Annotated in this window: 23 protein-coding genes; 7 read left to right on the top strand and 16 right to left on the bottom strand. The window is 69.8% G+C overall.

Annotated elements, in window-relative coordinates:
* Nucleotides 1-64: 64 nt before the first annotated feature.
* The 4 genes from HR086_RS27800 to HR086_RS27785 all read right to left on the bottom strand — a co-directional run bounded on the left by HR086_RS27800 (nucleotide 65) and on the right by HR086_RS27785 (nucleotide 4,066).
* A complete protein-coding gene (locus tag HR086_RS27800; RefSeq protein WP_141645315.1) occupies nucleotides 65-805 on the bottom strand; it encodes a CpsD/CapB family tyrosine-protein kinase in 741 nt (246 codons plus the stop codon).
* A 28-nt stretch (nucleotides 806-833) separates the two neighbouring features.
* Nucleotides 834-2,243 (bottom strand): Wzz/FepE/Etk N-terminal domain-containing protein, encoded by a 1,410-nt coding sequence (locus HR086_RS27795; RefSeq protein WP_141645314.1) that lies wholly within the window; start codon nucleotides 2,241-2,243, stop codon nucleotides 834-836.
* A 33-nt stretch (nucleotides 2,244-2,276) separates the two neighbouring features.
* Nucleotides 2,277-3,428 (bottom strand): hypothetical protein, encoded by a 1,152-nt coding sequence (locus HR086_RS27790; protein ID WP_174458633.1) that lies wholly within the window; start codon nucleotides 3,426-3,428, stop codon nucleotides 2,277-2,279.
* A gap of 65 nt (nucleotides 3,429-3,493) precedes the next feature.
* Entirely contained in the window at nucleotides 3,494-4,066 is a 573-nt protein-coding gene (locus HR086_RS27785) for a polysaccharide biosynthesis/export family protein (protein WP_174458632.1), read from the bottom strand.
* 379 nt (nucleotides 4,067-4,445) lie between these two features.
* Here HR086_RS27785 and HR086_RS27780 point away from each other — a divergent pair, with 379 nt between their 5' ends.
* A complete protein-coding gene (locus HR086_RS27780; RefSeq protein WP_141645311.1) occupies nucleotides 4,446-4,643 on the top strand; it encodes a hypothetical protein in 198 nt (65 codons plus the stop codon).
* 92 nt (nucleotides 4,644-4,735) lie between these two features.
* On the opposite strand, the gene HR086_RS27775 is transcribed toward HR086_RS27780, so the two are convergent.
* Nucleotides 4,736-5,530 carry an SDR family NAD(P)-dependent oxidoreductase gene (locus HR086_RS27775; protein WP_174462655.1) on the bottom strand — a complete coding sequence of 265 codons (795 nt, stop codon included), beginning with the start codon at nucleotides 5,528-5,530 and terminating at the stop codon, nucleotides 4,736-4,738.
* Between the two features lie 128 nt (nucleotides 5,531-5,658).
* On the opposite strand from HR086_RS27775, the gene HR086_RS27770 reads away from it, so the two are divergent.
* From HR086_RS27770 to HR086_RS27760, 3 genes are all read left to right on the top strand, one after another.
* Complete coding sequence (locus HR086_RS27770; RefSeq protein WP_371817378.1) at nucleotides 5,659-6,186, top strand: MarR family winged helix-turn-helix transcriptional regulator; 528 nt, start codon at nucleotides 5,659-5,661, stop codon at nucleotides 6,184-6,186.
* A gap of 81 nt (nucleotides 6,187-6,267) precedes the next feature.
* Entirely contained in the window at nucleotides 6,268-6,846 is a 579-nt protein-coding gene (locus HR086_RS27765; protein WP_174458631.1) for a TetR/AcrR family transcriptional regulator, read from the top strand.
* 28 nt (nucleotides 6,847-6,874) lie between these two features.
* Nucleotides 6,875-7,303 (top strand): EVE domain-containing protein, encoded by a 429-nt coding sequence (locus HR086_RS27760; protein ID WP_141645307.1) that lies wholly within the window; start codon nucleotides 6,875-6,877, stop codon nucleotides 7,301-7,303.
* Here the strand turns inward: HR086_RS27760 and HR086_RS27755 are convergent.
* The 4 genes from HR086_RS27755 to HR086_RS27740 are packed head-to-tail and all read right to left on the bottom strand — an operon-like array spanning nucleotide 7,266 to nucleotide 10,581.
* On the bottom strand, nucleotides 7,266-8,771 hold the full coding sequence (locus HR086_RS27755) for an amino acid permease (protein ID WP_254626495.1): 1,506 nt from the start codon (nucleotides 8,769-8,771) through the stop codon (nucleotides 7,266-7,268). The genes HR086_RS27760 and HR086_RS27755 overlap by 38 nt on opposite strands.
* Before the next feature lie 51 nt (nucleotides 8,772-8,822).
* The gene (locus tag HR086_RS27750) at nucleotides 8,823-9,407 is read right to left on the bottom strand and encodes a periplasmic heavy metal sensor (protein WP_174467128.1); all 585 of its coding nucleotides are present in this window, start codon (nucleotides 9,405-9,407) and stop codon (nucleotides 8,823-8,825) included.
* The gene (locus tag HR086_RS27745; protein WP_174458630.1) at nucleotides 9,404-10,030 is read right to left on the bottom strand and encodes a hypothetical protein; all 627 of its coding nucleotides are present in this window, start codon (nucleotides 10,028-10,030) and stop codon (nucleotides 9,404-9,406) included. Before HR086_RS27745 ends, HR086_RS27750 begins: the two co-directional genes overlap by 4 nt.
* Nucleotides 10,027-10,581, bottom strand: a complete 555-nt coding sequence (locus HR086_RS27740) for an RNA polymerase sigma factor (protein WP_141645304.1) — start codon at nucleotides 10,579-10,581, stop codon at nucleotides 10,027-10,029. The genes HR086_RS27745 and HR086_RS27740 overlap by 4 nt, the downstream gene beginning before the upstream one ends.
* A gap of 71 nt (nucleotides 10,582-10,652) precedes the next feature.
* Between HR086_RS27740 and HR086_RS27735 the strand changes: the two genes are divergently transcribed.
* From HR086_RS27735 to pheA, 3 genes are read left to right on the top strand one after another with little or no spacing between them, the layout of a single operon-like run.
* The gene (locus tag HR086_RS27735; protein WP_174458629.1) at nucleotides 10,653-11,114 is read left to right on the top strand and encodes a GNAT family N-acetyltransferase; all 462 of its coding nucleotides are present in this window, start codon (nucleotides 10,653-10,655) and stop codon (nucleotides 11,112-11,114) included.
* Nucleotides 11,111-12,250 carry a bifunctional chorismate mutase/prephenate dehydratase gene (locus HR086_RS27730; RefSeq protein ID WP_141645302.1) on the top strand — a complete coding sequence of 380 codons (1,140 nt, stop codon included), beginning with the start codon at nucleotides 11,111-11,113 and terminating at the stop codon, nucleotides 12,248-12,250. The genes HR086_RS27735 and HR086_RS27730 overlap by 4 nt, the downstream gene beginning before the upstream one ends.
* Nucleotides 12,243-13,067, top strand: a complete 825-nt coding sequence (pheA, locus tag HR086_RS27725; protein WP_174458628.1) for a prephenate dehydratase — start codon at nucleotides 12,243-12,245, stop codon at nucleotides 13,065-13,067. The genes HR086_RS27730 and pheA overlap by 8 nt, the downstream gene beginning before the upstream one ends.
* Before the next feature lie 4 nt (nucleotides 13,068-13,071).
* On the opposite strand, the gene HR086_RS27720 is transcribed toward pheA, so the two are convergent.
* The 7 genes from HR086_RS27720 to HR086_RS27690 form a co-directional block, all read right to left on the bottom strand.
* The gene (locus HR086_RS27720) at nucleotides 13,072-14,190 is read right to left on the bottom strand and encodes a 3-deoxy-7-phosphoheptulonate synthase (protein WP_141645300.1); all 1,119 of its coding nucleotides are present in this window, start codon (nucleotides 14,188-14,190) and stop codon (nucleotides 13,072-13,074) included.
* Nucleotides 14,191-14,361: 171 nt separating this feature from the next.
* Nucleotides 14,362-14,928, bottom strand: a complete 567-nt coding sequence (locus HR086_RS27715; RefSeq protein WP_141645299.1) for a tetratricopeptide repeat protein — start codon at nucleotides 14,926-14,928, stop codon at nucleotides 14,362-14,364.
* A 146-nt stretch (nucleotides 14,929-15,074) separates the two neighbouring features.
* Nucleotides 15,075-17,312 (bottom strand): caspase family protein, encoded by a 2,238-nt coding sequence (locus HR086_RS27710; protein WP_174458626.1) that lies wholly within the window; start codon nucleotides 17,310-17,312, stop codon nucleotides 15,075-15,077.
* Nucleotides 17,312-18,121, bottom strand: coding sequence for an ActD protein (locus tag HR086_RS27705; RefSeq protein WP_174467129.1), 810 nt, complete (start codon nucleotides 18,119-18,121; stop codon nucleotides 17,312-17,314). Before HR086_RS27705 ends, HR086_RS27710 begins: the two co-directional genes overlap by 1 nt.
* A gap of 190 nt (nucleotides 18,122-18,311) precedes the next feature.
* A complete protein-coding gene (locus HR086_RS27700; RefSeq protein WP_174467127.1) occupies nucleotides 18,312-19,625 on the bottom strand; it encodes a GNAT family N-acetyltransferase in 1,314 nt (437 codons plus the stop codon).
* A gap of 52 nt (nucleotides 19,626-19,677) precedes the next feature.
* Complete coding sequence (locus tag HR086_RS27695) at nucleotides 19,678-21,324, bottom strand: sigma-54 dependent transcriptional regulator (RefSeq protein WP_141645296.1); 1,647 nt, start codon at nucleotides 21,322-21,324, stop codon at nucleotides 19,678-19,680.
* Nucleotides 21,325-21,368: 44 nt separating this feature from the next.
* Complete coding sequence (locus tag HR086_RS27690; RefSeq protein ID WP_246137420.1) at nucleotides 21,369-22,322, bottom strand: GGDEF domain-containing protein; 954 nt, start codon at nucleotides 22,320-22,322, stop codon at nucleotides 21,369-21,371.
* Between the last annotated feature and the right edge of the window lie 2 nt (nucleotides 22,323-22,324).

Below are 22,324 nucleotides of genomic sequence, written 5' to 3'. Positions count from 1 at the left end.
CCCCTCGACTCGTCACCTCCGCCCCACTCCCGTCACCGGGACGCGGGGCGGAGGCTACCGCCCTCTACTTCTGCTTCTCGTAGTTCTTCAGGTACGGCGTCGCATGCACCTCCGCGCCGTTGAGCACGCACCCCAACACGGGCGCCCCGGCCAGCTGCTCCACCGCCTGGTGCACCGTCTTGCCCGGCGTCACGTTGGCGCGGATGACCATCAGCACCCCGTCCACCTGGTGCCCCAGGATGGCCGCGTCCGCGAACGGCAGCGTCGGCGGCAGGTCGATGTACACCTCGTCGAAGCCCTCACGCACCGCCTTGAGGAACTGCTTCATCCGAGGGCTGGCCAGCACCTGCGAGGGCTCCTCCGGCGCGGTGCCGGCGGGGATGAGGGCCAGGCGCGTGGCCGCGAAGCGACGCACCACGTCCCGCACCTCCACCTCGCCGGACAACAGCTCCGCCAGGCCCGTCTTGTTGCGCACCCCCAGCGTGGCCGCCACACCGCCGCGCCGCAGGTCCGCGTCCACCAGCAGGATGCGCCGGTCCGGATTCGCCCGGGCCGCCGCCATCGCCAGGTTGACGCTCGTCACCGTCTTGCCCTCGCCGGGCATCGCGGAGGTCAGCGCCACCACCTTCATGGGGCGCAGCTCCCGCATCCGCTCCAGCCGGTAATACAGGCTGCGGTACTGCTCCGCCGCCGCCGAGGCCGGCGCGGTCAGCGTCACCACCCGCCGGTCCACCGCGTTCGGGTTCGTCGAGTTCTCATCCACCCGCGGGAGGAAGTTGCCCGCCCGCTCCATCGTCTGGTCCATGTTCGGTTTCCGTCCTTTCCTTTGGGTGTCAGTTCAAAGAGGTGGGGGAGGACACGTTGTTGCGTCCGCCCTGGGACGGCATCAGCACGCGCCGCTCCGTCTTGCCCTGCATGTCCGGCACCACCGCCAACACCGGCAGCGTCAGGCGCTGGCGCACTTCCGAGCCATCGCGCAGGCTGTCGTCACGCATCTCCAGCACCGCGCCCGTGAGGATGCCCAGGCCCAGCGCCACCAGCAGGGCAATCACCAGCCCCGTCATCCGGTCCGGCCTCGCCGCCGTCACCGGCACGCCCGCGGGGGAGATGACGTTGAACAGGCTCTTGGAGCTCTTGGCCTCCAGCTCCTGGGCAATCTCCGCCTCCACCTTGCGGCTCACCACGCTCTGGTACTTGGTGCGCGCGATTTCGTAGTCGCGGTTCATCACCCCCAGCTCGTGCGCCCACTTCGGCGTGTTGTTCAGCCGGGCCTGGTACGCCTCCGCCTTCCCCTGCAGGTCGACGATGTCCTTCTGGATGACCTCGATGAGCGATGCCACCCGGCCGCGCTCGGCACGCTCCGCCCACAGGCGGCCTTCGGCCTCCTTGCGGCGCGTCGTCATCCCGTCCAGCTCGGTCTGCATGCGCTTGATCTCCGGGTGGTCCTCCGTCCACGTCGTGCGTGCATTCACCAGGGCCCGCGTCAGCCCGCTCTCCGCGGACTCCAGGCGACCGGCCTCGCTGTCCACCGCGTTGCGAGCCCGCGCCAGGTCCGAACGGCGCGCTTCCGCCACGCGCAGCTCCTCCGACTTCGTCTGCAGCTCGTGCGACACGCGCTCGAGCCCTCGCATGTTCATCTCCATCTGCTCGGGCAGCTCGCCCAGGTGGTCCACCTTGAACTGGGAAATCTTTCGCTCCCAGTTGGAGACCGCCTTGCCCATGCTGCCCATTTCCTCGGTGAAGAGGTCCGTGGCACGCGCCGCCTGCGCCTGGCGCAGCTTCAGCGTCTCCTCGGAGAAGATGGTCGGTAGCCGGTTGGCCACCTGCGCGGCCACCTGCGGGTCGCGGTTGGTGTAGGTGATTTCGAACGCCGTCTCACCCTCCACGCGCACCTGCAGGTCCTTGCGCATCTGCGCAACCGCCGTCTCCATGCCCTTCTCGGACACGATGTCCGGATAGAGGTTCATTTCCTCGATGGCCTTCTGGAGCACGGGGCGTGCCATGAGCTCCTGGCGCACCGTGAGCAGCCTTTGCTCGATGAGCTCGCTCACCGTGCGCTGCACCATTTCCTCCCCTGGCCGCTGCGGCTCCACGCGGACCACCGCCGACGCTTCGTACATGCTCGGCCGCGTCATCACGATGGCCGCTCCCACCGCGAATACCGCTGCTGTGATGGCTCCCACCAACGCCTTGCGGCGCCAGAGAGAGGCCAACAGCTGGTCCGCCGTCATCCCACGCTCCATGATCCGCTCCTCCACCAACCCACTCACGTGTTGTCACCACGCCGTCACGATGAGACGGACAGCGAAAACGTTGCGCGTCAGATCTCCCGCAGCGCCCGCCGACTCCGCCACGCCCACCTGGGCAATCCGGTCCACCGCTCCCTGAGCCGCCACCTGGCGGCTGAAGCGGTACTCCACCCCTGCACCTACCGCGTACCCCTGGGAAACCAGGGGGGTGCTGCCAAACGTCGTCCAGTCCCGCGAGGGCGCTCGCCCGTTGCGGAAGAAGCTGGCCGCTCCAAACGCCGAGAACTGGTGGTCGAACCGCCGCGCCAGCATCAGCGACGCGTAGTCCGCCCACAGCGCGGTGGCGAAACCGCTGGCGCCGACCAGGTCGTGCCCCACGGCGAAGCCCAGGTCGAACAGCTCACCCTCGCGCGCCAGCTCCACATTCACGCGAGGAACCCACCCGCCCTCCTGCCCGTCCGGCGCCAGGTAGCGCACCGGTCCACCGCGAACGATGAGCGTGGTGGGCCGCGTCAGGCGATAGCGCAACGTGCCCGCCACGCCATGCGCCTGGGACAGGGAGTTGTCGTAATAGAAGCCCTGGTAGCGGTACTCCACGCCCAGGGTCAGCCGGCGCGTGGTGCGGTACATCACCTCCAGGGACGGCGTGTGGGCATAGCCCGGCTCCTGGCCGCTCTCGAGGATGCGCACCACTTCGATTCCGTAACCCACGCGCACGTCCACCCGCTCCGACGCGCGCGCGGTGAGTCCCAACCGGGCCTGCGTGAAGAACGTGGGTGACGTCGAGCGGGCCAGACCATCGCGAGGCAGCGAGGTGGGGTCCGTGACGCGGAAGACGCGCACGTTCGTGTCCACCCGGAGCCGCCGCGACAACAGGTGCCGCAGCTCCAGTGCCCCGCGGTGGTCCAACGTCACCTTGCCGGAGCCGTGCCGCATCAGCACGTCCGCGCCGTAGTAGCCGTTGAGGTTCAGCCGTTCGTCCCTGCCCTCGACCCCCAGGCGCGGCGACAGCTTCGTCATCAGCTGGCCGCCCGTGGCGCCCGCGCCCAGGCGCAGGTCGTCGTCGTAGCGTTCCTCGGCGGCGATTCTCAGCCGAGGCTCCCACACGGTCGCCGCCGGTACGGCCGGCGCGGTGAGCATGAGGCCCGTCAGCAGCCACTTCTTCCAGTCGCCCTTCACCGTCGTCCTCCCTCGCCTACGCCACCCACCGTCCATGGACCCCTCACTCGACTTCCGACGACGCTTCACGGCACGACGATGGTGTCACCGGGCCGAAGCATGACGTCCTGGCTCCCGTCGGGAGAGATGAGGTCGCTGTAGCGCACCGGAATCTGCCCGCCGTTGCCGTCGCTGCGGATGACGACGATGCCATCCGAATTGGCGAAGTCGGTGAAGCCGCCCGCCAGGGCGATGGCCTGGATGAGCGACACGCGGCCGCGCAGCGGATAGGCGCCCGGATGCGTGACTTCGCCGGTGACGAACACGCGGCTGCTGTTGACCTCGCGGACAATCACAGTCACGCGCGGCTCCTGCACATACGGCTGGAAGCTGCTCTTCAACGCCTCGGCCAGCTCCGTCGGCGTCTTGCCCGCGGCCAGCACCTCGCCCACCATCGGCATGGAGATGTAGCCGTCGGGGCGAACCGGCAGCGTGCGAGACAGCTCCGCGTCGCGCCACACCGCGACGTCCAGCACATCCTCCCGTCCAATGCGGTAAGGCTGCTCGGCGTTGTCCACCTTCACCGCAGGCTGGTGCGCACACCCGCCCAGGAGCATCACCCCCAACACCGTCCAGAACCCCGCGCTCGTCTTGCCCATCGTCCTCTCCCTCGTCGCTGCGGATGTCTCTTGGAGTCCCGCACCCGCGGAACTCGTCCCGTCCTACCCGGCGCGGTTGCCATAGCAGCGGGTGTGCCATGCAGCCCTGGGAGGGAAAACCCATGGATCGTCGTGGGTTACGAAATGCCCAGCGATTCGACCTCCCGCGGTCCGGGAAGAATTACTGGCATCGGACGGGGGGATGGCCCGGTGTTTTCGACAGTCTCCCTCCTGTTGATGGAAGACATTTTCCCACTGCGGGGCACGTGGCTTCTCATTCCGCACCGTGTGTGCGCGGCACGCGAATTGAAGTCTGTTGAGGGAGAGGAGTTTTGGTTCCACAACGGGCCCCTGGGCCCGGCAGACAGGGAGCGAGCGGATGAGGAAGGCAGCGGGGGCGGTGGCGGCGGCGTTCGCGATGGGAACCGGAGTGATGACGTGGATGGGCGTCGCCTTCGCGGCCCAGACGGAAGCGGCGGCGCTCGGGGTGATGGGGCTGGCCCTCTACGCGAGCAGCGCGCTGTTGAGCGGCAAGACGGCCGAGGACACGACGCGAGGCATGGCGAACCAGGCCTGACGCCTCGACACGAGATATCAGTACAAGGCCCGATGCCCGCGAGGACATCGGGCCTTTTGTTTTTCAGACGTCAACCCCGTCAGGGGTCGCACTCAAGGAATGGCGCGCACCACTCCGCCATCCACGCGCAGCGCCGAGCCGTTGATGCCCGACGCCTGAGGGCTGCACACGAAGGCCACCAGCGAGGCGACCTCGTCCGTGCGCGCGAAGCGCTGGAGCAGCGACGACGGCCGCGCGCTCTTGAAGAACTCGCGCTCCACCGTGGCCACGTCCACGCCCTGCTGCTTCGACAAGCTCTTGAGGAACTCCTCCACGCCTTCCGAACGCGTGGGCCCCGGGAGGATGGAGTTCGAGGTGATGTTCGTCCCGGACAGGCCCTCCGCGATTCCGCGCGCCAGGGCAATCTGCGCCGTCTTCGTGACGCCGTAGTGAATCATCTCCACGGGAATCTGCACGCCGGACTCGCTGGAGATGAAGACGATGCGGCCCCAGTTCTTCTCGCGCATGCCCTTGAGGTAGTACCGGCTGAGCCGCACGCCGCTCATCACGTTCACGTCGAAGATGTTCAGCCAGTCCTCGTCGGAGATGGCCTCGAAGGGCTTGGGTTCGAACACGCCCAGGTTGTTGACCAGGATGTCCACATGGGGAACGGCCTTGACCATCAGCGCCGCGCCCTCGCTCGTGCCCAGGTCTCCCGGAACTCCGCGCAGCTTCGCGTCCGGCTGCTTGCGGCGGACCTCCGCGATGGCCGCGTCCACGCGCTCCTTCGTGCGTCCATTGACGATGACCTCCGCGCCCTCCCGGGCCAGGGCCTCCACGATGGACAGGCCAATGCCCGCCGTGGAGCCGCTCACCAGCGCAACCTTGTTCTTCAGATCCAGGTCCATTCGTTCCCTCTCGAAATAGGCGGCGGTTGGTAACGGCTGGGGGGGCCCCTCGCCAGCCCGGTGTTCGGCGCTCCCGGTCGCCCCGTCCGTCACGGCGTGGTCAGCCCACATTGCGGAGTATCCGTGATGTGGTGTATTTCTCGCCGGGCATGGTCCGGACGAAGAAGGGCGCGAAGAAGGCGACACCCTCCCCGCTCAAGTGCACCCCCGCGCAGCGCGAGCTGGGGGCGAGCCTTCTGCAAAAGCTGATGAGCTTCAACCGGGCACGGGCCGTCCTCCGGGACCCCATCAGCCAGCTCTGCCAGGAAGAGGACCTCAGCTCGCCCCAGTTCCACGTGATTCTCTGGCTGGGCTACGACGGGCCCCTGCACACCGGTGAGCTTTCGCGGCTCGCGGACATCAATGACAAGAGCATCACCGGCGTGGTGGACCGGCTGGAGCACCGGGGCCTGGTCGCACGAACCCGGCATCCCGACGACCGGCGCACCGTGGTCAACACGCTCACGGCGGCGGGCCGAGCGCTCTACGCCGAAATCGCGAACCGCATCGAGACGGGCCTGGGCTTCTTCATCGGAACCATGGACCCGCTGGAGCAGGAAATCACCTTCAGGCTCGCGGACCGCCTCCTCACGCTCATGAGCAGCGGCTCGAAGTAGGTCGGCCCTGGGGGTGGCATCGAAGTCACCCGCGACGCACAGCCGTTCGCAGTCCTCACCCTCGAGACCCCGAACAAGACCATGAGCACCGAGCACCGCACCGCCATCCTCGCCGCCGCCACGGAGAGCTTCGCCCGGCTCGGCTTCTCCGCCTCCTCGCTGGAGGACATCGCCCGGCGCGCGGGCCTGGAGCCGGGGCGCGTCCACGGCCACTTCGAGAGCAAGGAGGCCTTGTTCGCGGTGGTGGTGAGGCAGGTCTGGTGTGATGCCTTCGCGCGGATAGAGCAGGCAGTCGCGCGAGCGCCCACCCCGGAGACCAAGGTGGCGGCCTTCGTGGAGACCCGACAGGAGCAGGTCGAGCGCATCCTCCAGGAGCTGCACGTGTCCTCGGAGGCCCTGCTCGACGTCCTGCCCCGCCTGGACCCGCTGCTCACGGACTTGTGGGAGCAGGAGGTCGCCCTGCTCGAGTCCGCGCTGACCGGGGGAAACACCGGGGGTGGGTCCACGTTCCACGACCCGAAGGGCGTGGCGCTCGCCCTGGCCTCGGGGCTCCGGTCCGTCGAGCGCACCCTGCTGGAGGTGCGGGTGACGACGGGGAGCGTGGACGACTCGAGCACATCGCCCGGGAGTCCCGGCGCACCGTCGCGTTGGCTGCACTAGCGGCCGTGCTGCTCTATGGTGCGCCGCCATGGCGAACCCCCAGTACTGGCTCATCAAGAGCGAGCCGTCGGTCTACGCGTACGCGCAGCTCGAGAAGGACAAGCAGACGGAGTGGACGGGCATCCGCAGCTTCGAGGCGCGCAACAACCTGCGGGCGATGAAGCCCGGCGACCTCTGCCTCTACTACCACTCCAATGAAGGCAAGGCCGTGGTCGGCATCGCGAAGGTGCTCACCTCCGCGGGTCCCGACTCCACGGCGCCCGACGAGGACTGGGCCTCCGTGAAGGTGGCGGCCCTCCTCCCCTTCAAGCAGGCCGTGGACCTGGCCACCGTCAAGGCCACCGCCACGCTGAAGGACTTCCCGCTCATCACCCGCAGCCGGCTCAGCGTGGCCTCCGTCACCGCCGAGCACTTCAAGCTCATCCTGAAGATGGGGAAGACGGCGCTGCCGAAGTAGCCCTGGACGCGGGAGGCCTCAGCAGCGTCACCTGGGGCCCCGTGAAGGTGTGGCGCTGGAAGAAGCCCCAGTAGAGCCCCAGCAGCACCAGCGCGCCGGCGAACGTGTAGCCGGCGAGCTGGTTGGGCGGCAGCACGAACAGCACCATCACCACCGCGCTCCATGTCAGCGCCACGCCGTTGACCCACGGCGACGCGCGGCCCAGGTCCCAAGGCCCCCGGTGGGACCACGTGCCGGCGCGGCGGGCGCGCAAGCCCACCCAGATGGGCAAGGCGTAGGACGCGTAGAGCGCCAGCGTGCTCAGCGCCACCATGGCCGCGTACGCCTCCGCCCACAGCGCGACCAGTCCCGAGCCCGCCACGGACACCCAGACCGCCACGGCGGGACTCCGGAAGCGTTGCGACACCTGGGCCAGCCACTTCGACGCGGGCAGCCCGTTGTCGCGCGCGAAGGCGAACAGCATGCGCGAGTTGGACGTCACCGAGGACAGTCCACAGAACCACATGGCGCCAATGGCCACCCACACCAGCGCGCCCCCGAGCGAGGGGCCCAGCGCCTGCGTCAGCACGTACAGGAACGGATTGGCCGCGGCGGCCGTCGTCGGCAGGTCCTGGATGGCCAGCGTCACCGCGCCCAGGAGCAGATAGCCCGCCACGGCGCTGACGGCCACGGACAGGAAGATGCCCCAGGGGGCGTTGCGCGTGGGGTCTCGCGTCTCCTCGGAGATGTGCGCGCTGGCGTCGTAGCCGGTGAAGGTCCACTGCGCCTGCAAGAGGCCGATGAGGAAGCCGTAGGCGTACCACGGCGTCTCCGAGCTGAAGCGCGTGAGCAGGAAGGCCGCGTCCTGCTTCGGAGCGAACACCGCGAGCGCGCCGATGAGCACCGCGACGCCCGCGACGTGGTACCAGGCGGAGAAGTCATTGAGCCACGCGACGACGCGCACGCCCACGTGGTTCAACACCGCGTGGGACAGGAGGATGGCCGCGTACAGGGGCAGCACCGAGGCGCGCTCGCGAGGCCAGCCGAGCATGTCCGCGAGGAACTCGGCCAGGCCATAGTCGATGCCCGCGGTGATTGCGAACTGGCCCAGTGTGTTGAGCCACGCGGTGAAGAAGCCCACCCGGGGGCCGCCCAGCATCGCGGCCCAGTGGTAGAGCGCGCCCGCGGTGGGGAAGGACGACGCGAGCTGCGCGAGGCTCGCCGCCACCGCCAGCGTCATCACCGCGACCAGGGGCCAGCCCACGCCCATGACGAAGGGCCCGCCGAAGCGCAGCCCGTGGCCGTAGAGCGTCACCGCTCCGGTGAGGATGGAGATGATGGAGAAGGAGACGGCGAAGTTGGAGAAGCCGCCCATGCCGCGCAAGAGCTGCTGCGCATACCCCAGTCGCTGGAGCTGGGCGGCATCCTCCTCCAGCTGACGCTCATGGTCCGGAAGGTTGGCCATGACGCCCAGGATACGCGGGCCCATCCGCGACACCTTGGAGGGGCAGGTCGAATGGGCCCGCGTCTGTCCGGAACGCTACGGCTTGCGCGGCGGCGGGGGACTTCCGGCCTCACCGTCACCCGGAGGACCCTTGCGAATCTCGATGCGCTTCTGGATGCGCACCGTGCCCAGCTCCGCCTCCAGCTTGCGCCACAGATCGGGGCCGAGCAGCTTCTTGATGCGCACCATCAACCCCAGGCGGTTGCGGCGCACCGCCGTCTCCGCGCGGCCCACCTCGTCCACCTGCTTGAGCACGGCGTTCTCGTCGGTGGAGTCCGCGCTCAACAGGCGCTCCAGTTGGAGCTGCGCCCGCTTCAGGTCCGCCTCCAGCGGGATGATGGCCTCGTTGGCATCGAACGTCAGCTCCTGCACCTGCTTGGCCACCTCGCGCGGAACACCCAGCTTCTCCACCAGGTGCGGGGGGATACCGTGAGCGGCGGCGGGGAACTGTCCCGGAGGAAGCGCGCCTCCGCCGGGCCCCACGTGGTGAATCATGGGGGCGCCAGGACCCTGGCGGTGAAGGACGAAGTCATCCTCCGGCTGGGCCAGGGCGGACATGGGCGACAGCAGCAGCGGGGCCAGCGCGGCCGTGAGCAGCGTGGCAACGGGTGTCTTCTTCATGGCAACGACTCCTGTGGATTGAGTGGGAGGACCGCCGTTCGGAACGGCGGGTTTTCCAGCGCGCGGGAATCAGGGGGACGCAGCCACGCGGCCATCGTCCCAAAAGGTTTGTAGGTGTCGTCGCGGAACACCACGTCTCGGCGCGAGTAGCCGCGCACCTCCGTGACGAGCCACGACAGCGAGCCGCGCTCGGCGCGAACGGCCCGGGCCACGGAGTCCAGGTCGACGTCGTCGGCCCCCTCGGCGCGACGCAGGCCCAGCTCGGGATGCGGCGCGGTGCCAGACTCGTCGGGCATTTCCACCCGCGCCTCGTGGAGCGCGGGGGCACCTGGTGAGGGCGGAGCCCCGGGGCCCGACAGCCACGTCACCAGACCGACACAGAAGGAGGCGACGACCCCCGCGACGGCGCGACGGCGCACCTTGCGGCGACGCACTTCCCGCAGCACGGCCTCGCGAGGCACGGGGGCCAGGGGCGGCGGCTGGGGCAGGCGCAGCCCGGACGCCGAGGCATGCACGGCGGCCAGCGTGCGACAGTCCTCACAGCCCTCCAGGTGGACCCGCGCTTCCGGAGGCCACGGTGGCGAGGACTCCAGGAGGGCGGTGGCCACGTCGTGGCATCTCATGGCGTGTCTCCTTCCAGGGCCTGTTCGGCCTTGAGCTTCTTGAGTGCGCGATACAAGTGGATGCGGACGGTGCCCCGGCCAATGCCCATCGCCTCCGCGACGGCGTCCAGCTCCAAACCTTCCAGGTAGCGCAGGGTGAAGGCCGTGGACTGCTGCGCGGGGAGCGCTCGCACCGCGCGGCCCAACGCCCGCCACCGCTCGGCGCCGACGAAACGCTCCTCCGGAGAGAGGTCCAGCGGCGTCCCCCAGTCCAGGGCTTCACGCAGCACGTTCCACACGCGCCGCCGCCGCAAGTGGCCCATGGCCCGCGACACCAGGATGCGGCGCAGCCAGGCGGGCCCGGCCTTCGCGTCCCTCAGCAAATGACGCTTCTCGTAGGCATCAGCCAGGGCGGCCTGCACCAGGTCCCTCGCCTCCTCCCCATCCCACACCAACCGCCGAGCCAGCCGCAGCAACACGCCCTGCTCCGCCTCCAGGAGCGCGTCGAAATCCAACGCGGCCACGGCGCGCGCTGGGCTTCCAGGCTCCTCCAGGATGGCGGTACCCTTCACGGTGAAACGACCTCCTCGTCGGCTTCCACGGAATGAGGACGCACGAGGTCGGAAACCGGCATACTCGAATCGTGAGCTCATCAGAAATCCGCCGGATTCCAGCCGACGAGACCCGCGGGCTGCGCCGCGCCGTCCTCCGCCCCCACCAGCCTCCCGAGGCCGTCGTCTATCCAGGGGATGACGACAAGGACACCCTCCATCTGGGCCTGTATGCGGAAGGCCGCCTGCTCGGAGTGGCCTCCCTGTACCGGGAGCCGCCACCTTACGCGCTGAAGGCCATCACCGCCTGGCGCCTGCGGGGCATGGCCGTGGAGCAGGGACGACAGGGACAGGGCCTGGGCGCGGCCCTGCTGAAGGCCTGCATGGAGCACGCCGTGACACAGAAGGGCACGCAGCTGTGGTGCAACGCGCGGTCGACGGCCTCGGGCTTCTATCGCTCGCTGGGCTTCGTGCAGCATGGAGACGCGTTCGAGCTGCCGGGCATCGGACCGCACCACCTCATGTCCCGGAACCTGGCGGAGTCCGCGCGATGACGTCGCCGCTGGACCTGGACGCGCTGCGGACCGCCATCGAGAACATCGACGAGGAGATCCTCGACGCGCTCCGCCGCCGCATGGACCTGGCCGATGACGTGGCCCGCTCCAAGCTGGCCACGGCCGCGCCGTTCAGGGACCAGCGTCGCGAGGACCTCCTGCTGCGCCGCATCCGCACCCGCGCCGCCGAGCACGGCCTGGACCCGCACGAGGTGGAGCGCTTCTGGCGGCTGGTCATCGACATGTCCGTCGCGCGCCAGCAGGCGCTCGTCACGCGGCTGGACACCACCCCGCTGCGCGTGGGGTATCCGGGCGTCGAAGGCTCGTACAGCCACCTGGCCGCGCGTCGCCGCTATACGGGCCGCGCCGGGGGCGTGCTGCTCACCGGGTTCGACCACTCGCGAGATTTGGTGGAGGCGCTGCGTCGCGGGGAGATGGACCTGGCGCTGCTGCCGATTGAAAACACCACCGCCGGCAGCATGAACGAGACGTATGACCTGCTCGCCGAGGGCGGCGTGGTCATCACCGCGGAGCTGGTGAGCCAGGTGGACCATCGGCTGCTGGGCCTGCCGGGCGCGAAGCTGGAGGGACTGCGCGAGGTGATTTCCCATCCGCAGGCCCTGGCCCAGTGCGAGGCGTTCCTGCGAGAGAAGTTGCCGTGGGCGCGCGCGGTGCCGGACGCGGACACGGGGGGCGCGGCGCAGAAGGTGCGTGAGCGCAACGACGCCACCGTCGCCGCCATCGCCAGCGAAACGGCCGCGCAGCGCTTCGGCCTGGAGGTGCTCGCGCGGGAGCTGCAGCCGGAGTTCGACTACACGCGCTTCGTGGAGGTGGGCCGCGAGGCCACGCCGCTGGCCCCGGGCGTGCCGTGCAAGACGTCGCTGCTGATGGTGCTGGAGCACAAGCCGGGCACGCTGGGGGAGATGCTCCAGCGGCTCACCCTGCGCGGCGTCAATCTGAGCAAGCTGGAGTCGCGTCCCATTCCGGGCAGCCCGTGGCAGTACCGCTTCTACGTGGACGTGGAGGGCCATGCGGCCTCCGCGCCGCTGACGGCCGCGCTGGAGGACATCCGGCCGCTGACCTCCTTCCTGCGCGTGCTGGGGACGTATGGCCGCGCCGAGGGGAGCCATGGCTGAGCAGTCCAGGCGCCGCGTCGGCTTCCAGGGAGAGCACGGCGCGTATGGAGAAGAGGCGCTGCGCGCGCTCTACGGACCGGACGTGGAGGCCATCCCCTGCCCCACCTTCCGCGCCGTCTTCGAGGCGGTGGCGGAGGGCCGCGTGGAGGCAGGCGTGCTCCCCGTGGAGAGTTCGCTGGGCGGGCCCGTGGTGGAGAACGTGGACCTGCTGCTGGAGCATGACCTGCAGATCTCCAGCGAGCTGTCGCTGCGCATCCACCACTGCCTCGTCGCGCCGCCGGGCCTCGTGCTGGAGGACGTCGAGCGGGCCCTGTCACATCCCCAGGCACTGGCGCAGTGCGCGGGCTACCTGCGACGGCGCGGCATCCAGCCCGTGGCGGAGGCCAACACCGCCGTCGCCGCGCGCAAGGTCGCCGAGCAGGCCCCGCCGCGCACGGCCGCCATCGCCAGCCGCGTCTCCGCGGAGCTGTACGGCCTGACGGTGCTGGAAGAAGGCGTGGAGGACTCGCCCGACAACCACACGCGCTTCGTCACGGTGGGCGTCGCGCCGCCGCGCGCGTGGAAGCGTCGCAAGACGGCGCTGGCCTTCACCGTCCAGAACGAGCCCGGCGCGCTGTACCGCGTGCTGGGGGCCTTCTCCGGACGGGGACTGGAAGTGTCCCGCCTGGAGTCCCGACCCCAGCGCCGCGCGTGGGAGTACGTGTGGTGCCTGGACGTGGACGGCGCGCTGGAGGACCCGCGGGTGCGTGAGGCGGTGGAGGCCGCCCAGGCGGCCTGCATCACCCTACGGGTCCTCGGCAGCTACGGCGTGGCCTGAGCCGCTACGCCGGGATGAGCTGGCTGCCGTCGCCGTTCTTCACGACGGACAGGTACGCCTCGCGGACAATCTGCGTGTAGCGCTGGAGCGACGCGAGCTGCTCCAACCGCAGCGCCTGAGGGCCGTCGCACAGGGCCGCTTCCGGGTGCGGGTGGAAGTCCACCAGCACCATGGACGCGCCCGCGATGAGGCCCTGGCCAATGGAGTGGAAGATGTCCGGCAGGCCGTCCGGCGGCGCGTCCGCGCGGCCAATGGCGTGCGACGGGTCCACGCACACGGGCATGCGTGTGAGCCGGCGCACCACCGGCACGTGGGCGAAGTCCACCATGTTGCGGTGCGGGTCACCCAGGTGCGTCTTCACGCCGCGGAGGCAGAAGACAATCTTGGGGTTGCCCTCGCTCGCGATGTACTCGCATGCGTTGAGGGACTCCTCCAACGTAATCCCCATGCCGCGCTTGAAGAGCACGGGGAAGACGCGCTGCTGGCCAATGGACTTGAGCAGTTCGAAGTTCTGCGCGTTGCGCGTGCCCACCTGGAGCATGACGCCCGTGGCGTTGCCCGAGCGCTCCAGCGCGTCGCGAATCTCGTCGATGTGCCGGGGGTGCGTCACCTCCATGGCGACGACCTTGATGCCGTGCTTGCCCGCGGACTCGAACACCCACGGAAGGCACGCGGCACCCAGCCCCTGGAACTCGTACGGGTTGGTGCGCGGCTTGTACGCCCCCATGCGCGTGGTGCGGATGTCGCAGCGCGCGAGCGCCGCCATCATCGAATCCACGTTCTCCTTCGTGTCCACCGCGCACAGGCCGGCGAACAACTGCACCGAGCGCTCGTCGAACGTCACGCCGTTGTAGTCGAAGCCCGTGGACGCCCGCTGGCCCTTGTGCCGGCCGATGACGCGGTACTTCTGCGAGACGCGCACCACCTGCCGCACGCCCGGAATCTGCTCGAAGACCTCCGTGGGAATCTGCGCTGTGGGGCCCAGCAGGTACACCTCCGTCACGGTGTACTCCGCGCCCTCCATGACGTGAGGCCGAGGCGTCACGCCCTTGTACTGAGAGGCGGCTTGGAGGACGGCGGACACCACGGACTCGGGGGAGTCCGGCTCGAGCATGACAATCATCTTCTGGATTCTCCGGGCAGTGTTTTCGTATTAATCTGGAATTGTAGCGCGGAATGCCCGCGCGGATGGGTAACATCGGGAGCGGGGCAATGCGTCCACGAAGGGCGTCATCCCTTCGAGGACGGGGATGAGCGCGCGTCAGGGCGCGCGGCCCCCTGTTCCGTCGCTCGCTCAGCCCCCCACGGGCCGCAGGCGCAGGGCGAGCTGGGCGTAGTGGTCTCGCTGGGCGGTGTCGCCCAGGTGCTCCCACACGTCGGACAGGGCCTTGGCGGCCTCGACGTAGGCGGGAGACAGCTCCAGGGCCAGCTCGAAGGTGTGGCGGGCCTGCCGGTAGCGCGCCTTGTCCGGGCGCCGAGGGCCCCGGGTCAGCAGCGCGTTGCCCCGCTCATAGACTTCGATGGCGGAGGCCTCGCGGTAGCCAGGGTCCGCGTTGAGCTGGATGGCGCGCTCCATCAGCTGCGCGGCGGCCTCCGGCTCTCCCAGCTCCAGCTGACAGAGGGCGGCGTCGCGATGCGGGTCCGCGGCGGACGGGTCCACGTCGATGGCGCGCTCGAAGCAGCGCAGGGCTTCTTCGGTGCGGCCCAGCCGTGCGAGCGAGGAGCCCCGCGCGGTGAGGGCCGGGAAGTGCTTGGGGTCCACGGCGAGGACCTTGTCGAAGGCGGAGATCGCGGCTTCGTGTTGGCCGGTCATCGAGAGCTTGGCGCCCTCGTTGAATGCCGCGAACAGCAACTTGGACATCGTGCCCCCAGGGCAAGGATTGCCCGGCCATCCAACGGCCGTTCGGCCAGCCTCTCACCGGTAAGCACCGGCTGGAAAGGCGTTCTGGGGGGCTTCGATTTCGTCCGGCTGATGGGAGCCATCCGCTCCACTCCGGACACCGTCCATCAGAGACGCAGACCTACCTGGACTCCAGGCCAGAACAGGACGTCCCGGTCGGAGGTCTTGGAGAACTGGCTGAGCGACGTCACGGGTTCACCGTCCGTGGTGTGCATGACGTTGAAGGTAGGGCCGGCGATGATGGCGAAGCGGGAGGCCAGTTGGAAACCCGCCATCAGCCGGGCCTGGTGCAGCAGCCGGTTGCCCTCGAACGCGCCGCCCCACTCGTGGATGTTGTTCGTCACCACGTCCACGTCGAAGAAGAAGCGCTCGGTCAGCGGTACGTGGCCGCCGATGCCCACACCCGTCGTCCAGTGGCTGGGGCCGCGCGCGTTCGCCGTGGAGCCCATGCCGACGACGAGCGTGGTGTACAGGTAGCGGCTGCCGACCTTGAGCGCGACGTTGGCGTAGTTGACGTCGCTGCCGTACGCCTCGACGTGGAACTGGCCGTTGCTCACGATGTTCAAGAGGCCCACCGGGACGCCGGATTCCAGGTCCTTCACCACGTTGATGAGGCCCAGCTGCACGCCGTTCATCTTCCCCGCGACGTTGATGAGGCCCAGCTGCATGCCGTCCACGTCACCGCCCATGTTGATGAGCGACAGCTGCGCGCCGCGCGCCGAATCGGCCCAGTTCATGCCCACCGACATCTGCACGCCGGACATCTTGCCGCGCACCATGCTGAGGCCCACCGCGGCCTGGTAACCCTCGAAATCGCCATCCACCCAACTGGAACCCACCGCCATCTGCGTGCCGGACATCGACGTGCTGGACACGTTGGCGCCCACCGCGAGCTGGCCCAGCGTTCCGCCCTGCCGCGCGACGTTGACGCCCACGGCGAGCTGCATGCCGCCCACCGGCCCACTGGCCCAGTTGCCGCCCACGGCGAGCTGCATGCCGTCCACCTCGCCGCGCACCACGTTGCCGCCGATGGCCGTCTGCACGCCGCGGATGGAGTCCGAGTTCCAGTTCGCGCCCAGCGCCATCGCGAAGCCATCCAGCCGTCCCAGGCTCGCCACGCCCAGCGACACGGAGAGGGCGTTGTCCACCTCGCCATTCGCGCCGAAGAGGTCGTTGGTCTGGAGCTTCGGAGCGAGCCCCAGGTTCAGGAAGCGGTAGGTGTGCCCCGCGCGGTCCACCGGCGTCACCATCGGCTGCGAGCCCGCGCCCGCGACGGGAGCGCCGCCGCGCATCGCGGTCAGCTCGCCCGCCATCGGCACGAAGGCGGTGTCGGCGAGCACCGTGCGCCCGCCCTCCCCCACCACCAGCGCGGCCTGGGAGCTGGCGCCGCGCGACTCGCGCATCACCGTGTAGCGACCGGGCTGCAGGCCCAGCTCCGTGGCGCGGCCCGCCAGCTTGTTGAGCTCCACCACCAGACGTCCGGGCTCGTCACGGACGTACAGGCGTCCCTCGACGCCCTCGCCCATCACCAGCACGGCCGACGTGGTGCGCAGGTCCGTCATCACCAGCTCGCCCGTGCCGGCCAGCTCGATGTCATAGGCGGGGTGCTGGGCGCCGGCGCGCGTGCGCTCGGTGCGCGCGAGCGTCTCGTGGAAGGCGAACTGGTAGGCCTCGTGGAGCGTGACGCGCCCGTCGCCCGTGGAGTCGGCGGCGCCGCGCAGGCCGGACACCAGGTTGTGCGTGAAGAACGAGCCGCCGATGCGGTCGGACTCCTGCGACACCTCGTCCTCGGAGGAGGACGTGAGGATGGCGTGGCCGCGCACGGCGGAGGACGTGTCGACGAGGAAGGCGGGTCGGCGCACGCCGCCCTTCTGGCGCGCCAGCGTGCCGGAGGCACACGAGTCGAGGATGGCGATGCGCACGTCGGCGGGGAGCTGCTCCAGCGCCTGGCGCAGCTCGCGGTAGCCGAAGCGGTCCTTGTGCAGCAGCAGGCCCTCTTCGTCCGAGTGGCCCGAGTAGTAGATGAGCGCCTCGGTGCGAGCCCCCGGGGCCTTCGCCGCGCCGACCATGGCCTTGAAGCGCGCCAGCGCCTGCTCCAGCGCCGCGCGGTCTCCTTCCAGCATCATCAGCCGGTCTTGAGGCAACACTCCGCCCAGCTCCTCCAGCACATTGCCGAAGGAGCTCGCGTCGGTGACGGCATAGCGGAGCCGGGCACGGCCAGGGCCTCCATCGTTGACGCCCACCAGCAGCGCGAAGCGACGGACGGCGACGGGCGCGGGCGTGGCGGGAGCCGCCATGGCCAGCGTGGGAAGCAACAGGGACAGGAACAGGAGCGACCGCGGCATCACGGCACTTTCTCCAACGTGAAGGATGTCTGGGCCAGGGTACCCGGAAGCGGGAGCGGCCGGATGCTCGCCTCGGTGGGGTGACGGGCCAGCAGGCGCGCGGCCTCCAGCACGGACCCCACGTCCAGCGGCGAATCCGAGGTGACGAGGAAGAAGCGCTCGAAACCCGGTGCGTCATCGAGTTCGTAGGAATGCGTCAAGGACACCGCGTCTCCCGACTGAAGCTTCGTGGGCCCCACCAGGGTGGTGGGGTGATGCAGCGTCACAGCGCCTCGTCCGTCCACGGAGACCACCACGCCATGGCGATGGCCCCCGGAAATGTAGCTGAGCTGGAGCAGATCTCCGGTGCGGGCGGGCGTGTGGTCCGACAGCAGCTCCGGCGCTCCCGCGTCCTGCCGATACACCAGCAACCGGGCATCGCCCTTGATGCCCACCGTCTCGAGCAGCTCGACGCGCACGGGCAGCAGCGAAGGCGACTCCACCACGTCCTGCTGCGCGGACAGGAACAGCAGCACCAGGGACGCGGCCACCGGCATGCTCAGGGACCACCCGTGCCAGCCCTGGCGCTCCGGCTGCCGCGCCGCGTTCGCCTGAAGCTGGGCGGTGCGGAGGCGACGAGCCACTTCCCGGCTCACGGACTCGGGGGGGTGACGGACCAGCGTCTCGCGCGAGTCCGACTCCAGCCGGGCGAGCCGCGCGGCCCCGTGGGGTTCCTGCTCCAGCTTGGCGCGGGCGGCGGCGAGCGACTCCGAGGGAAGCTCACCCAGGGCGATTCGCTCCAGCAGCCAGTCAGGGGTGCACAGGGCCATGCTCACGAAGCCTCCAGCGCGGTCAGCGCGGCCCTCCATCCAGGCCACCTCCGCGTCCTCCGTTCCCTGGAACACCATGGCGTCGTGGATCTGTCACCCGCCATCGCCGGGTGGCGCAAACAAACGACACGTCGCGGGCTCGACCTGAAGCGACAGGCCGGGTGCGAGGATGTGCGCGCGGGGTTTCGCCTCAGAGCGTGAGGACCATCAGCTCCTCGTCGACATAGGCGCCGCCGATCTTCAGCGCCCGGGGCTCCACCCCATATGTCTGGAAGCCAACGGAGCGGTACAGGGTGTGCGCAGCGGCGTTGCCGGAGACGACGGCCAGGAGGAGCTGCTCGACGCCTGGGAGCTTTCGCCCCTCGGCGAGGATGGCGACGAGCAGCCGGCGGCCAACACCGCGTGAGCGCGCCTCCTCGGCCACGTACATGCCCCAGACGAAGGCCTTGTGCGCGGACTTGAGACGGGGCTCCCGGCGCACGCCCACCACGGCCACCAACCGCGTCCCGTCGTAGGCCCCCAGCACCCGCTGCGAATCCGTCGACTCGAGCCGCCCGCGAAACACCTCCAGCGCGAACTCGGACTCCTCCTCGAACGAGGACCCGAAGGCCTCCGGGTGCTCCGTCAGCGAGCGCAGCCGCATCGCCCGGAAGGCCTCCGCCTCGTCGGGAAACACCGGGCGGATGACGACGTCGCCCTCCCCGCTCGTGCGCCCTTCCTCCTTCAGCACCGCGGCGAAGCCCACGGTGAAGTCCGGGTAGCGCGGCAGCCAGCCCAGCTCCTTGAGCCGGGCATTGGAGATGGCCCTGTCACCGCGCAGGGACTCATGCAGCGTCTCCAGGGGCACCCGCGGAGGCACCGACATGGCCAGCCGATGCGCCAGCCAGGTGACGGTCTCTTCCAGGGGCGCGGCGCGATCATCCGCCACGCAGTACAGGGCCCCGGGCGTTCCCTGCTCGAGCCCCGCGAGGATGGCCGCGCCCAGGTCATCCACGTGGACGCGGGAGATGCGCCCTCCGCGCTCCGGCAGGCGGAGGTTGCCGGACAGCAGGCGGGAGTGGGCACCGCGCCCGGGGCCATAGATGCCGGCGATGCGCAGCACCATCGCTCCGAGCGACAGGTAGCGCGACTCCGCTTCCAGGCGACCGAGTGACGAGGGCCAGGCGACGTCCACCGGCGTGTCCTCGTCCACCGCCCCCCGAGCACTGCCATAGACACCGGTGGAGGACAGGTACACGAGTCGCGCGGGAGGCCGGGCCGCGAGCGCGCTGGCGATGGCGCCGTCGAGCCCCGCCTCGGGTGGAACGGAGACGACGACATGCGCGCCCTGGGTCTGGAGCAGCGCGTCTTCCAGCGAGGAGACGCGAGCGCCCGCGCGCACCAGCTCCTCGCGTCGGGCGGAATCCCGCGTGGCCGCGAGGACGTCTCGTCCTGCCTGGGCCTGCGCCACCGCGAGTCGCGTCAGCGTGTAACCGGAGCCCAGGAAGACCAGGGAAGGAGTCATGCCCCCCGCGATAGCGAAAGCCGGGGGGCAAAGGCAAGCCGTGGCGTACCGATCACAGCTCCGCGCTGGCGCGCGGGTCGATGATTCCGCACTCCTTGATCTTGTAGAGCAGCGCCTTGTAGCTGATGCGCAGCTTGCCGGCCGCGCGCCGCTTGTTCCACGCGGTGCGCTGGAGCATGGCGAGGATGGCCTCGCGCTCGGCCAGCATCGCCGCGCGCTTGCCGATGTCCTTCAGCGACAGCTCTCCCGCCGGTGGAGGCGGAGGCGGAGGCTGCGGCACATCGAACGGATTGACGTAGCGCGGCGCCGGAATCACGGAGTTCATCGGCTCCATCACCGCGGACGCATGGGCCTGGCTGTGCGCAGCCGCCGTGGTCGGGGACACGCTGCGCGAGGGCATCTCCAGCACCTGGACGGACGAGCCCTGGTGCCCACGCGGATGCTCCTCCACCGCGCGGTGCCCGTAGCCGCTGTCGTCGCCACCAAAGGCGGTGGGAAGGGACGGCGCGCTCGCCGGAGAGCGACCCGCGGCGTTGAGCTCGTCGAGCACCAGCGTCGGGTCCTTGAGCACGCACAGCCGGCGCACCATGTTCTCCAGCTCGCGCACGTTGCCCGGCCAGTCGTAGTCCGCGAAGGCCTGCAGCACCTCCGTGGGCAGCTCCGAGACGCCGGTGATGTACTGGCGGCCGTACTTCTTGAGGAAGTGGTCCGTCAGCGGCACCACGTCCTCGCGCCGCTCGCGCAGGGGCGGCAGGCGGATGGCCACCACGTTGAGGCGGTAGTAGAGGTCCTCGCGGAAGTTGCCGAGCGCGATCTCCTTCTCCAGGTCGCGGTTGGTCGCCACCACCACGCGGCTGTCCACGCGGACGCTCTTCTTGCCACCGACGCGGAAGAACTCCTCGTCCTGCAGCACCTGGAGCAGCTTGGCCTGGAGCCGGATGGCCATCTCGCCAATCTCGTCCAGGAAGATGGTGCCCTGGTCCGCCAGCTCGAACTTGCCGGGCTTCTCCGCCGTGGCGCCCGTGAACGCGCCGCGCTCGTGTCCGAACAGCTCGCTCTCCAGGAGTTCGCCAGGGAGCGCCGCGCAGTTCACCTTGATGAACGGCCGTCCGCGACGCTGGCTGCGTGCGTGGATCTCCCGCGCGATGACCTCCTTGCCCGTGCCGGACTCGCCCAGGAGCAGCACCGGGACGTTCTCGTTCGCGATGCGCTCCACCAGCGCCCGCGCCCGTCTCATGGACGGAGACGAGGAGATGAGCACCCGGGATTCCGCCGCCGTGTCCACCGCCGGACGCGGCGCCAGGGGCGGAGGCACCACCTGGCGATCAGGCACGCGCGTGCCGAGCGCCCGGGCCAGGGCATCCTGCAACTCGTCATTGCCCAGGGGCTTCGACAGATAGTCGCTGGCGCCCATCTTCATGGCGCGCACGGCGTCGTCCGCGCCCGTCAGGCCGCTGAGCACGACCACGGGGGCATTGCCACCCTGGCCCCGGTAGCGACGCAGCACCTCCAGGCCACTCATTTCGGGCATCACGACATCGAGCAACACCGCGTCGAACGAGCCCCCCGCGAGCATCTCCAACGCCTGCGCGCCACTCCCCGCGCAGCGCACTTGATAGCCCGCGCTGCCGAGCAACTCGGACAGGAAGGTGCGAACCGACTCCTCGTCATCCACCACCAGCACCGCGATCCGATCCATCCCCTCGCCTCCGCTCGCCCTCTGCATCGAACCTCCGCCCATCCTCACACCGAGAGCCGGGTCATGGACCCGGCCATCCGACGAAACTCACGCGTGCGCCGCATGTCCTGCTGCGCCGCGCTCAAAAGCTGCTGAGGCGTGCCCACCGTGTCCGGGAAGCTCACCGCCCCCAGTTCCAACGTGGTGCGCACCACCCGACCGTCCACCTGGAAACGCGCCGACTCGAAGCGCGCGGCCACCCGCGACAGCATCACCGGCACCGCCTCCGCCGGAGTCCCCGGCAACATCAGCGCGAACTGGCTCTCACCCACCCGGGCCACCGCGTCCGCTTCCCGCACCGTTTGTCCCAGCACCACCGCGCTGTACACCAAGAGACGCTCCGCCATGCCGCGCCCGTACTCCTTGCGCATCGCACTCCAGCCCCCGACCTCCGCGGAGATCACGGAGAAGCTCCCGCCATACCGCTCGCACCGGCGCACCTCCAGGCCCAGGAGCGAGAGCAGGAACGGTTTGTTGTAAAGCCCCGTCACCGGGTCATGCAGCGCCAGCGCCGTGTCTTCTTCCTCACCTGACGCCGCCCGCAGGACGGCCGCCTTCAGTCGCAGCTGCGCGTGCAGCTTCACCGCCAGCTCCGACCCGCTGCCCGACCGCGGCACGACGTCCACGCACTGCCCCTTCTCCAGACAGTGCTGGTAGGCCCCCACGTCGTGGGGGTCCACCATGTAGAGCAACGGCACGGTGCCCCGGCTGATCTGCCGCAGCCTCCTCGCCACCTGCACGGCGCCATAGTCCGGCGCCTGCACCGCCAGCAGCACCGCGTCCGGGCGGATGACCTCGAACAGCGGCACCGCCGCGTCGAAGCGAGTCACTGGCACCACCCGGAAGCCGGCCTCCCCGAGGAGCATCCGGGTCCGCTCCAGGTCGTCCGCCCGCGGCTCGATGAGCAGCACGGTGGGCGGCTGCGCCGCCTTCCCCACCCGCTTGCGTCTCACGCCCACCA

Source organism: Myxococcus sp. CA039A (assembly GCF_013336645.1).
GTDB lineage: Bacteria > Myxococcota > Myxococcia > Myxococcales > Myxococcaceae > Myxococcus > Myxococcus llanfairpwllgwyngyllgogerychwyrndrobwllllantysiliogogogochensis.
This window is presented reverse-complemented; position numbering and strand designations above follow the sequence as displayed.